Below are 10980 nucleotides of genomic sequence, written 5' to 3' on the forward strand. Positions count from 1 at the left end.
GCATCCATTTGGCTGACACACCGCCTTCGCGAGCAAGCTTCGCTCCTACAGATAACTGCGGATGCTCTACCCCTATCAGATCTGATAGTAGACAGGTTTCCTTAAAAACTTGATTCTGCCTGCTGTAAGAGAAGCATCTATAGGAGATGAACTCATGCCAGCGTCCCATGGAATCGAACTCTGTCATTACTTCTATGATCCGCTCGATCGGCTTATCGAAACGACTACGGTTAACGGTGGGAAACTCCGACGTTTTTACTGTAAAGATCGACTGACAACGGAAATCCAAGGAGGGGTGAAACGTACGGTTTTTCAGCAGAGTGTGTACCTATTAGCGCAGTTGAACCGAAAGGATGACTCGGATGAAATCTCATTTTTGGCAACAGATGAAGGCCGTTCTGTATTGCAAGTTATCAACAACGACAGCCACGTTCCACTCATGTATTCAGCCTATGGTTATGATTTGAGAGGTGGAAGCTATACATCGTTATTGAAGTTCAATGGCGATCGATCTGATTCAGTGACTGGAAATTATTCGCTAGGCAATGGTTGTCGCGTATTTAGCCCGCTTTTGATGCGATTTATCAGTCCCGATCGTTTGAGTCCATTCGAGAGAGGCGGATTAAATTCTTATGTATATTGTTTGGGCGACCCCATTAATCGATCGGATGAAACTGGTCAATATTCTTTGCTCAAGTCAGTACTTTCGTTACTTGGGTTGAGGAAGAAGCCAGAGCTGTTCGACTTAAGGTATGACCCAGAGTTTCGAGCAATGCTTCATGAGGAGTTCATGAGTACCAAGCATAAGGAAGTAGAACCTACTATTCGAATTATTAGAAATAGAAAAGATTTTGAATATATTGGTCCTGGGGGTGAAGCAAAATTTGTTTTGACGAAAAGTGGAAAATTAATAACGGGGAAGTTGTGGGATTATGCCTATCGGCAGAAAAATAACATAGAAGGTGCGTTTTATTTGCCACATCATGGGAGTTTGGTTGCAAACCAAAAAAGTAAACAGGTTATTAGTGCTGGCTACATTCGAGTAGAGCGCTTTGGAGAGGTGGTTATTAATAACCATTCAGGTCACTATAATCCAACGTTTGAGTCCCTCTCTAATGTAAAAAAATACTTGGAAAAAAATAACATTTCAAACGCTGTTAAATTGATTCGATTCGACAATAAAGCTTGAGAACCTGCCGATCGTTAGCAACGCGGAGTGCTGAGGGAGCGAACGGATTGGGTTCAGCTCTCACATTCGATAAAGGCCGACACGGATATCTTCGGCCAAGTGCCTCACGCCGATGTCACTGGCGCCGGAGCATCACCGGCAACTGCGCCACCAGCTTCTGATTATTCAAAGGCGCCCGAATGAACCCGCGCTGCGTCCCGTCCGGCCCGATCACGGCCAGGTTGCCGCTGTGATCCACCGTGTAATTCGGCTTGCTGGTGTCCGCCGGAATGAACGGAATGCTCACCGCGTTGGCGACTTTCTGCAGCTCATCGGTGGAGGTCGGGGTCAGGCCGATGAACTGTGGGTCGAAGTAACCCAGGTACTGCTTGAGCTGCTTGGGCGTGTCGCGGTTCGGGTCGACGCTGACCAGCACGATCTGCAATTTATCCACAGCCTCGGGCGGCAGCTCGCTCTTGATCTGGCGCAGTTGGGCGAGGGTGGTCGGGCAGATGTCCGGGCAGAAGGTGTAGCCGAAGAACAGCAGGCTCCACTTGCCCTTGAGCTCGTTGATCGCGACTGGCTTGCCTTCCTGATCGGTCATGGTCACGTCCGGCAGGTTGCGGCTTTGCGGCAGCAGGATGATGCCGGCATCGATCAGCGCCGTCGGGTCGCCCTGGCCTTTGCCGGACAGCACTTTGTTGATGGTCAGGCCCAGGACCAGCGCAATCAGGGCGACAAGGATGAAGACGGTTTTCTGGGTTCGGGTCATAGGTTCAGCATCAGGTAATGGTCTACGAGCAGGGCGATAAACAGCAGGAACAAGTAGTAAATAGAGTACTTGAAGGTGTGGATCGCCGCGTGCGGCCGAGTGCCACGGTACAGCACCACGGCCCATTGCAGAAATCTTGCGCCAAGGCCCGCGGCGCAAATCAGGTAGAGCAGGCCGCTCATGTGGATGGCGTAGGGCATCAGGCTCACGGCCAGCAACGCGCCGGTATAAAGCAGGATATGTACTTTGGTGTAGTGCTCACCGTGGGTGACGGGCAGCATCGGGATATCGGCCTTGGCGTATTCCTCCTTGCGATGGATCGCCAGCGCCCAGAAGTGCGGCGGGGTCCAGGCGAAGATGATCAGCACCAGCAACAGCGGTTCGGCGCTGACATGACCGGTGGCAGCGGTCCAGCCCAGCAGTGGCGGGGCGGCACCGGCGAGGCCTCCGATCACGATGTTCTGCGGCGTCGCGCGTTTCAGAAAGCCGGTGTAGATCACCGCGTAGCCGAGCAGGGACGCCAGGGTCAGCCATGCTGTCAGCGGATTGGTGAATGCCAGCAACAAGGCCTGGCCGAGCACCGCCAGCACCAACGCGAAGGTCAGCGCCGCTGCCGGTGAAACCCGTCCTTCGGCCAATGGCCGCTTGTGGGTGCGGGCCATCACCGCATCGATGCGTCGATCCACCACATGGTTCACCGCCGCCGCGCCGCCGGCACACAAGGCGATGCCCAGGTTGCCGAACACCAGCACGGTCCACGGCACCCCGGCGCGGGTCGCCAGGAACATCCCCACCAGCGAAGTGATGAGCATCAGCACCACCACCTTGGGCTTGGTCAGCTCCAGGTAATCACGCCAGATCGCCTGACTGGGACGCTCGCCGATCAGAATCGCCATGGCATCTCTCCTTTTATTGTTATGGGCGCGGCTGAATGTTTACGCGGGCTGAAGCGCCAGCGCGTCGGCTGCGTGACCCGCACCAGGCTGGTCCGGGCGTGATAGTTGACCAGCACCATCGTCAGCAGCAGCGCCGCGCCGCCGGCGTTGTGCGCCACGGCCACCGGCAGCGGCAGATGGAACAGCACGTTGCTGATGCCCAGGGTGATCTGCGCAGCGAGGGCCACCAGCACCAGGCTCGCAAGCCTTGTCATCCCCACGACTTTCAATTGCCAGGCCAGCCCCAGCAGAACCAACGTCACCACCAGAGCGCCAATGCGATGAGTCAGGTGAATCGCCGTGCGGGCATCGCTGTCCAGTTGACCGCCAAGGTAATTCGGGCCGATGTGCTGGGTCAGGTGAAAGCCGTTGGCGAAGTCGGCGGGCGGCAGCCACTGCCCGTGGCAGGTGGGAAAATCGATGCAGGCCACGGCGGCATAGTTGGAGCTGACCCAGCCGCCGAGGGCGATCTGCCCGATCACCAGCAGAAGTCCGGCGGTGGCCCAGTACTGCAGGCGGCGCGGCACCGTCAGCGCCGGCAGTACGCCGGAAAGGCGCAACGTCAGCAGGAACAACAGACTCAAGGTGGCGAAACCCCCGAGCAAATGCCCGGTCACCACCTGCGGCCAGAGCTTGAGCGTCACCGTCCACATGCCGAAAGCGGCCTGGGCAAACACTACCGCCAACAGAAACAGCGGCAGCTTCACCGGTTGCCCCGGATGCCGCCGATGGACCCAGGCGCGACCGGCCAGCACAGAAATCAGCAGGCCCAGGGTGCCGGCGAAGTAGCGGTGGATCATCTCGTTCCAGCCTTTGTGGGCTTCCACCGGAGCGTCCGGGAAATGCAGTTCGGCATGGGCCAACTGGGCTTCGCTTTTCGGCACGCTGATGAAGCCGTAGCAGCCGGGCCAGTCCGGGCAGCCGAGGCCGGCGTGGGTCAGGCGGGTGTAGGCGCCGAGCAGCACCACAATCAGCGCCAGCAAAGTGGCAAACAGCGCGAGGCGAAATCCAGGTTTGGCCATGACGATGCCCTTATCCGATGTTCGACAGTTTCAGCAGGTGGCGCAGGTCGTTGAGCAGGTCCTTGCCTTTGACCGACGGGCCGTAGCGCAGCACCAGGTTGCCGTGGGGATCGATGATCCACAGTTGCGGTACCGCCTGGTCCGCCGAGGTTTTGCGGAACGCGCCCAGGTCCAGCGGATAGCGCTGCAATTGCGGATACTCGCGGGTCAATTTGGCGTCGTAATCGCCATTCAGCGGTTGGGCTGTTGCGAGTCCGTGGCTGGCGCGCGAAGCGTCCTTGCCCAGGCCGATCTGAATCTGCCGGGCCAGGTACACCAGTTGCTGACAATCCACGGCGCATGTCTGCGGCGCGGTCACCAACAGCTGCCAGCGCTGTTCATCGGCCTGCACGCCGAGGTCGGCGCGGGACTGGCCATTGCCGATCATCTCGCCGTGATAGCTGCGCCCATCCGGCACCCAGAACTGCAATTTGTACATGCCGGTGGCAAGGATCATCGGGCCGATCACCCCGAGCACGATCAGCAGCAGTTGAATGCGTCCCTTGCGCCGCGTCGCCGGCGTTTTGGCCTCAGACATGCTGGGTGGATTCATGGCCGCTCCCATGGTTTTTCTCCTTTGCGTTGTGCCAGCCGAGGTACAGATAAAGGCCGAGCAGGGCGATCGACATGGCGAACCACTGCACGGCATAAGCGATGTGTTTTTCCGGGCCCATGGCAACCACCGGCCAGTCGGCCTGATAAGTCGCGGGGCCGGTTTCTGCGCGTAATTCGTAGGCGAAGCCGTCGCGGTCCAGGATCGTCCAGAGGGCGTTCGGGTCAATGGCCGTCAGCAGTTTCGGCCAGGTGCTGGTGTTCGGGTCGGCGTGAAGCTGGAAGGCTGCGCCGGGGGAGACGTAGACCCAGGCGTCGAGACTCAGGACGTCCGTGGGGGTAGTGAATTGCGGTGGTGTGCGGCGATCCGGCCAGGGCAGCCACCCGCGATTGACCAGCAGCCACAGCCCGGTGGCCTGATCCTGAAAGGGTTGCAGCAGCTCGACGCCGACCTTGCCGTTACGCTGGCGGTTATCCAGCAGAACGCTGTGGGCGGCATCGAATTGACCGTGCAGACGTACCCGGCGAAAGGCCGGATCGGCGCTGTGTTGCAGTTCGGTGCTGGCCACAGGCTCGGCGGCCCGGCGCTCGGCATAGCTTTGCAGCAGCGCACTTTTCTCCGCGCCCCGGCTCAACTGCCAGAACCCGAGCGACACCAGCAGCGGCAGCAACAGGGCGACCACCAGTGTCGGGACGACGCCCGGCCGAAAGCGCTTCATGGCGTGGCCAGAAAGTCGGTCAGCGCGATAGCTATACTCAAATGCATCGCATGTCCCCCGGAGTTACACCATGCTCAAAGCAGCTATCGTCCTGATGCTGATTGCCACGGTTGTCAGCCTGTTCAGCGGCCTGTTTTTTCTGGTCAAGGACGACAGCCGTTCGAACCGCGTCGTCATTGCCTTGAGTGTCCGTGTCGCACTGGCCGCGATTACCGTGGGCTTGATTGCCTGGGGTTTCTTCAGCGGCCAGTTGGTCTCACATGCGCCTTGGTAGCCTTAAAGCACATAGACGAAGATGAACAGCCCGATCCACACCACGTCCACGAAGTGCCAATACCAGCTCGCCGCTTCGAAGCCGAACTGGTGATCGTTGTCGAAATGCCCGCGCATGATCCGCATCAGCATCACGAACAGGATGATGGTGCCGATGGTCACGTGGGCGCCGTGGAAGCCGGTGAGCATGAAGAACGTGGCGCCGTAGATGCCCGAGCCCAGGGTCAGGCCCAGTTCCTTGTAGGCGTGGATGTATTCTTCAGCCTGGAAACCGAGGAACGCGCAGCCCAGCAACACGGTAATCGCCAACCAGAGTTTCAGCGCACCGCGATGGCCCTTTTTCAGGGCGTGGTGAGCGATGGTCACGGTGACGCTGGAACTGACCAGCAACACGGTGTTGAGCAGCGGCAGACCCCAGGGACTGATGACGTCCTTGGGCGGCGGAAATAGCTTGGAATCCGGGTTGTTCAACAGCGGCCAAGTGAACTCGAATCCTGGCCAGAGCATATGGGCAAGGCCTTTGGTGCCTTCACCGCCGAGCGCTGGGCCCGAAACATGACGCACGTAGAACAACGCACCGAAGAAGGCGATGAAAAACATCACCTCGGAGAAAATGAACCAGCTCATGCCCCAGCGGAACGAGCGATCCATCTGCGCACTGTACAGCCCCGCGCGACCTTCCTTGATCACCGTGCCGAACCAGCCGAACAGCATGTAGGCCAGCAGCAGGCCGCCGACGAAAAAGATCAGCGGGCCGTGGGATTCCGGGCGCGCGGCTTTGAGGTCGTTGAACCAGGTGGCCAGGCCGTACACGGTGACGAACATGCCGACCGTGGCGACGATCGGCCATTTGCTCTGGGCCGGAACGTAATAGTGCTCATGAGTTGCCATTTATTGTTCTCCTTATCGGGCACGCTCAACCGCCAGTGTTTACAGCTACCGGTGGATGTCGGGCGGTGATATCGAACAGCGTGTAGGACAGCGTCAGGTGCTTCACATCCTTGGGCATGTCGCGGTCAACAATGAAACGCACCGGCATTTCGATTCGTTCACCGGGCTGCAGCACTTGCTGGGTAAAGCAGAAGCATTCGGTCTTGTGGAAATACGCCGCCGCCGCACTGGGCGCGATGCTCGGTACGGCCTGGGCGCTCATCGGGCGGTCGGTGGGGTTGTGCGCAATGAAGATCATCTCGTTCACGGCCCCGGGATTGGTCGTCAGCTCATCCTGCTTGGGATAGAAGTCCCAGGACATGTCGGCGGAATTGGTCGACAGAAACTGCACCCGCACCTGCCGCGAGGCATCAACGACCTGCTCGCCCTCGTATTGCCCGGCGGTCTTGCCATTGATGCCGAAGACCTTGCACATCACGTCGTAGATCGGCACCAGGGCAAACCCGAAAACAAACATCGCCACCACCACCAGCATCAGGCGGGTGACCAGTTTTTTCATTGAGATCGAGTCAGCCATGATTTCAGTCCTCGACCGAGATCCCTGTGGGAGCGGGCTTGCCCGCGATGGCGGCGTATCTGACACACCGCGTCGGCTCTATCGCAGGCAAGCCAGCTCCCACAGAGGTTAGTGCAAGGCAGGCAATGTTCATTTCACTTCCGGCGGCGTGGTGAAGGTGTGATACGGCGCCGGCGACGGAATGCTCCACTCGAGGCCCTCGGCCCCATCCCATGGTTTGGCCGGTGCAGGCGGGCCGCCGCGGATGGTCTTGATCACAATGAACAGGAAGAAGATCTGCGTGGTACCGAACATGAACGCGCCGATCGACGACACCATGTTGAAGTCCGCGAATTGCAGGTTGTAGTCCGGAATCCGCCGCGGCATTCCCGCCAGGCCCACGAAGTGCATCGGGAAGAAGGCCATGTTCATGCCGATGAACGACAGCCAGAAATGCAGCTTGCCGAGGGTTTCGTCGTACATGTGGCCGGTCCACTTCGGCAGCCAGTAGTACGCCGAGGCGAAGATCCCGAAGATCGCCCCCGGCACCAGCACATAGTGGAAGTGCGCGACCACGAAGTAGGTGTCCTGGTACTGGAAGTCCGCCGGAGCGATGGCCAGCATCAATCCGGAGAAACCGCCGATGGAGAACAGGATCACGAACGCCACCGCGAACAGCATCGGCGTCTCGAAGGTCAGCGAGCCCTGCCACATGGTGCTGGCCCAGTTGAACACCTTCACCCCGGTCGGCACCGCGATCAGCAAGGTGGCGTACATGAAGAACAGCTCGCCCACCAGCGGAATGCCCACCACGAACATGTGGTGCGCCCAGACGATGAACGACAGGAACGCGATGCTCGCCGTGGCGTAGACCATCGAGGTATAGCCGAACAGCGGCTTGCGCGAGAACGTCGGGATGATCGAACTGACGGCACCGAACGCCGGCAGGATCATGATGTACACCTCGGGGTGACCGAAGAACCAGAACACGTGCTGGAACAGCACCGGGTCACCGCCGCCGGCGGCACTGAAGAAGCTGGTGCCGAAGTGGATGTCCATCAGCATCATCGTCACGCATCCGGCCAGTACCGGCATCACCGCGATCAGCAGGAACGCGGTGATCAGCCAGGTCCAGACGAACAGCGGCATTTTCATCAACGTCATGCCGGGGGCGCGCAGGTTGAGGATGGTGGCGATCACGTTGATCGCGCCCATGATCGAACTGATCCCCATCAAGTGGATGGCGAAGATGAAGAACGTCACGCTTTCCGGCGCATAGGTCGTCGACAGCGGTGCGTAGAAGGTCCAGCCGAAATTCGGCCCGCCTCCGGGCATGAACAGGGTCGACACCAGCAGCAGAAACGCCGCCGGCAGCAGCCAGAAGCTGAAGTTGTTCATCCGCGGCAGGGCCATGTCCGGCGCGCCGATCATCAGCGGCACCATCCAGTTGGCCAGGCCGACGAAGGCTGGCATCACCGCACCGAAGACCATCACCAGACCGTGCATGGTGGTCATCTGGTTGAAGAACTCCGGCTGGACGATTTGCAGCCCGGGCTGGAACAGCTCGGCGCGAATCACCATCGCGAACGAGCCGCCCAGCAGGAACATGGAAAACGCGAACCACAGGTACAGCGTGCCGATGTCCTTGTGGTTGGTGGTCAGCACCCAGCGCATCAGGCCTTTGGCGGGGCCGTGGGCGTGGTCGGCATGACCATGGTCATCGATGACGGCGCTCATGGCTTGTCTCCTGTCAACAGATGGGCTGGGCGGGCCGAGACGTCATGCCCCGGCCGGTTGCTTGTATGCGCGATAGGCCGGGTCATTTGCTTTCCGCCTGTTTGAGCTCCAGCACTTCTTTCGGCGTGACCATGTCGCCCTTGTTGTTGCCCCAGGCGTTACGTTCGTAGGTCACGACGGCCGCGATATCGACTTCCGAGAGCTGCTTGCCGAACGCCGCCATGGCGGTGCCGGGCTTGCCGTGGAAGACAATGCTCAGGTGCGCGTCTTTCGGTCCGGTGGCGATTTTCGAGCCCTTGAGTGCCGGGAACATCGGCGGCAGACCCTGGCCTTCAGCCTGGTGACAGGCCACGCAGGTGGTGTGATAGACCTTGTCGCCGCGCTCCACGAGCTCTTCGAGTGTCCATTCCTTGCTGGTCAGCTCTTTGAGTTGCGCCGCTTCAGCCTTGCGCTCGGCCAGCCATTTCTCGTAGTCGGCCTTTTCTTTGACCTCGACCACAATCGGCATGAACCCGTGGTCCTTGCCGCACAGCTCGGCGCACTGGCCGCGGTACAGACCGGGTTTTTCGACGCGGGTCCAAGCCTCGTTGACGAACCCCGGGATCGCATCGCGCTTGACCGCGAAGGCCGGCACCCACCAGGAGTGGATCACGTCGGCGGAGGTCACAAGGAAGCGCACCTTGGCGCCAACAGGCAGCACCAGCGGCTTGTCGACCTCGAGCAAGTAGTGCTCGCCCTTGGTCTCCTTGTTGTGGATCTGGTCGGCGGGAGTGGCCAGGTTGCTGAAGAACTCGACGTCCTGGCCCAGGTATTTGTAGTGCCACTTCCACTGATAGCCCGTGACCTGGATATCGATATCCGGCTCACTGGCGTCGTACATCTTGATCAGGGTGGCTGTCGCCGGAATCGCCATGGCCACCAGAATCAGGAACGGCACGATGGTCCAGAGGATTTCGACGGTAGTGCTTTCGTGGAATTTTGCGGCGACCTGCCCGGTCGAGCGGCGATGCACCATCATCGACCAGAACATGGCACCGAAGACGATGATGCCGATCACTACACAGATCCAGAAAATGGTCATGTGCAGGTCAAACACAGCGTGACTGATTTCAGTCGCTCCAGGCGCCATATTCACAGTCCAGGCCGCTTGCGCCGGGCTGAAAATCGACCACAACAGGAGGCCCATCCAGACATGTGGATGTCGCATCATTGCGGGTTCCCCTTATCGTTCTTTTTATCCCGCCGGCTTTCACCTGCGGCAAGGGAGCGGCTGCATCAGACTACGAACTTGAATTGCCGGGCCTTGCTGCGTGTGCAGTCGGGCTTCATCAGCTAACTCCATTCATGAGCGAGTATAGACAGCGACTCTCACCTCGCAACGTGAAGGCGTAAATCGAGTGAAACAGCATTAACTTGCTTTGCAGGTCAAGAATGGAGAAGGATGCAGATGAGTGGTGGCACTCGGATATAACGGGGGCGTCTCAAGGATGAAACAATTATGACAAATGCGTCTTAGCATTTTTCGTAAGCCAGCTAAGTTATGTCTTCCCTATTTCATTGCCTTGTTCCCTGGAGTTTTCATGAACACCGCCGCATTGCGCGAGCAGATCCGAAAAGCCCAACAACACGAAGCCGAAACCGGCCTGCTGACCCGTCAACTGGAAAGCAAACTGCCTCATCTCCACCCGGCGATCCAATTGCCGGAAACCGATGCCAATGGCGTGCTGACGCGTTTTGTCGCCGCCTACATCGACGAAGTGCCTGATCTGCTGGAAGCAGCCAATGAAGTCGCAAGGGAAGCGGGAATCGAGTCGCAGATCAAACCGGTGCTGAAAATCGCCGAGCAGTATTTCCTCCAGCCGCCCGCCATCATGGCGGGCCATGTGGGCCTCGACAGCCTGCTGGATGAAGCTTATCTCGCGCACCGATTCGTCGAAGAGGTCAACGACCTGTACATCAAGCATTTCGGCCAGCCACTGATCCCTCTGGACATGACGGTCGCCAATCTGATTGCTCACCAATTGATCGGTGAGGAATTTGCCAACCAACTGGACGAGGCGGTGCATCACGCTGTGGACGAGATGCTCAACGACGACAGCTTTGCGCTGGAGTCGGTGGAAGCCTACCGCGACAAACTCAGCAGCCCGGACACTGGCGCGGCGTGGAAACGCTGGCCGTGCATGTCCCGCCGCCTGGGTGTGGGCCTGGAACTCGAGGCCTGATTCCACCTCATCACCTGTGGGGCGTGCCTGCCCCTGTTCCCTGTAGGAGCGAGGCTTGCCCGCGAAGACGTCCTCAAGAACGCCAAAAGCTTCG

The 10980-nt window shown here is 59.1% G+C and carries 12 protein-coding genes; 3 read left to right on the plus strand and 9 right to left on the minus strand.

The window, feature by feature from the left end:
- Positions 1-154 precede the first annotated feature (154 nt).
- Complete coding sequence (locus ACW9JE_RS24340; protein ID WP_224540325.1) at positions 155-1189, plus strand: RHS repeat-associated core domain-containing protein; 1035 nt, start codon at positions 155-157, stop codon at positions 1187-1189.
- A 115-nt stretch (positions 1190-1304) separates the two neighbouring features.
- Here ACW9JE_RS24340 and ACW9JE_RS24345 read toward each other — a convergent pair whose 3' ends face one another.
- Genes ACW9JE_RS24345 through ACW9JE_RS24365 form a run of 5 tightly spaced genes read right to left on the minus strand, consistent with a single transcriptional unit; the run spans position 1305 to position 5207 of the window.
- Positions 1305-1940, minus strand: coding sequence for an SCO family protein (locus ACW9JE_RS24345; RefSeq protein ID WP_224540323.1), 636 nt, complete (start codon positions 1938-1940; stop codon positions 1305-1307).
- The gene (gene cyoE, locus ACW9JE_RS24350) at positions 1937-2836 is read right to left on the minus strand and encodes a heme o synthase (protein ID WP_457434181.1); all 900 of its coding nucleotides are present in this window, start codon (positions 2834-2836) and stop codon (positions 1937-1939) included. Before cyoE ends, ACW9JE_RS24345 begins: the two co-directional genes overlap by 4 nt.
- On the minus strand, positions 2824-3897 hold the full coding sequence (locus ACW9JE_RS24355) for a COX15/CtaA family protein (RefSeq protein ID WP_224540319.1): 1074 nt from the start codon (positions 3895-3897) through the stop codon (positions 2824-2826). The genes cyoE and ACW9JE_RS24355 overlap by 13 nt, the downstream gene beginning before the upstream one ends.
- Positions 3898-3907: 10 nt before the next feature.
- Positions 3908-4501 carry a hypothetical protein gene (locus ACW9JE_RS24360; protein ID WP_457434182.1) on the minus strand — a complete coding sequence of 198 codons (594 nt, stop codon included), beginning with the start codon at positions 4499-4501 and terminating at the stop codon, positions 3908-3910.
- Entirely contained in the window at positions 4467-5207 is a 741-nt protein-coding gene (locus tag ACW9JE_RS24365; RefSeq protein WP_457434183.1) for an SURF1 family protein, read from the minus strand. Before ACW9JE_RS24365 ends, ACW9JE_RS24360 begins: the two co-directional genes overlap by 35 nt.
- 70 nt (positions 5208-5277) lie before the next feature.
- On the opposite strand from ACW9JE_RS24365, the gene ACW9JE_RS24370 reads away from it, so the two are divergent.
- Positions 5278-5481: a twin transmembrane helix small protein gene (locus ACW9JE_RS24370; protein ID WP_224540313.1), complete on the plus strand. Its 204-nt coding sequence runs from the start codon at positions 5278-5280 to the stop codon at positions 5479-5481.
- Positions 5482-5483: 2 nt separating this feature from the next.
- Here the strand turns inward: ACW9JE_RS24370 and ACW9JE_RS24375 are convergent, their stop codons facing one another.
- The 4 genes from ACW9JE_RS24375 to coxB all read right to left on the minus strand — a co-directional run bounded on the left by ACW9JE_RS24375 (position 5484) and on the right by coxB (position 9874).
- Complete coding sequence (locus ACW9JE_RS24375) at positions 5484-6371, minus strand: cytochrome c oxidase subunit 3 (RefSeq protein ID WP_224540311.1); 888 nt, start codon at positions 6369-6371, stop codon at positions 5484-5486.
- Positions 6372-6396: 25 nt separating this feature from the next.
- Positions 6397-6948, minus strand: a complete 552-nt coding sequence (locus ACW9JE_RS24380; RefSeq protein ID WP_224540309.1) for a cytochrome c oxidase assembly protein — start codon at positions 6946-6948, stop codon at positions 6397-6399.
- A gap of 129 nt (positions 6949-7077) precedes the next feature.
- Positions 7078-8664, minus strand: a complete 1587-nt coding sequence (gene ctaD / locus ACW9JE_RS24385) for a cytochrome c oxidase subunit I (RefSeq protein ID WP_457434184.1) — start codon at positions 8662-8664, stop codon at positions 7078-7080.
- Between the two features lie 82 nt (positions 8665-8746).
- Positions 8747-9874 (minus strand): cytochrome c oxidase subunit II, encoded by a 1128-nt coding sequence (gene coxB, locus ACW9JE_RS24390; RefSeq protein WP_457434185.1) that lies wholly within the window; start codon positions 9872-9874, stop codon positions 8747-8749.
- Between the two features lie 370 nt (positions 9875-10244).
- Between coxB and ACW9JE_RS24395 the strand changes: the two genes are divergently transcribed.
- A complete protein-coding gene (locus ACW9JE_RS24395) occupies positions 10245-10886 on the plus strand; it encodes a hypothetical protein (RefSeq protein WP_175375768.1) in 642 nt (213 codons plus the stop codon).
- Positions 10887-10980 lie beyond the last annotated feature (94 nt).

This window comes from Pseudomonas sp. SDO55104_S430 (assembly GCF_054070595.1).

Bases quoted from the DNA above. Each gene is read 5' to 3' on its own strand.
- ACW9JE_RS24340 (WP_224540325.1), top strand. From the start codon at position 155: ATGCCAGCGTCCCATGGAATCGAACTCTGTCATTACTTCTATGATCCG.
- ctaD (WP_457434184.1), bottom strand. From the start codon at position 8,664: ATGAGCGCCGTCATCGATGACCATGGTCATGCCGACCACGCCCACGGC.
- coxB (WP_457434185.1), bottom strand. From the start codon at position 9,874: ATGATGCGACATCCACATGTCTGGATGGGCCTCCTGTTGTGGTCGATT.
- ACW9JE_RS24395 (WP_175375768.1), top strand. From the start codon at position 10,245: ATGAACACCGCCGCATTGCGCGAGCAGATCCGAAAAGCCCAACAACAC.
- ACW9JE_RS24355 (WP_224540319.1), bottom strand. From the start codon at position 3,897: ATGGCCAAACCTGGATTTCGCCTCGCGCTGTTTGCCACTTTGCTGGCG.
- ACW9JE_RS24360 (WP_457434182.1), bottom strand. From the start codon at position 4,501: ATGGGAGCGGCCATGAATCCACCCAGCATGTCTGAGGCCAAAACGCCG.
- ACW9JE_RS24370 (WP_224540313.1), top strand. From the start codon at position 5,278: ATGCTCAAAGCAGCTATCGTCCTGATGCTGATTGCCACGGTTGTCAGC.
- ACW9JE_RS24365 (WP_457434183.1), bottom strand. From the start codon at position 5,207: ATGAAGCGCTTTCGGCCGGGCGTCGTCCCGACACTGGTGGTCGCCCTG.
- ACW9JE_RS24375 (WP_224540311.1), bottom strand. From the start codon at position 6,371: ATGGCAACTCATGAGCACTATTACGTTCCGGCCCAGAGCAAATGGCCG.
- ACW9JE_RS24345 (WP_224540323.1), bottom strand. From the start codon at position 1,940: ATGACCCGAACCCAGAAAACCGTCTTCATCCTTGTCGCCCTGATTGCG.
- ACW9JE_RS24380 (WP_224540309.1), bottom strand. From the start codon at position 6,948: ATGGCTGACTCGATCTCAATGAAAAAACTGGTCACCCGCCTGATGCTG.
- cyoE (WP_457434181.1), bottom strand. From the start codon at position 2,836: ATGGCGATTCTGATCGGCGAGCGTCCCAGTCAGGCGATCTGGCGTGAT.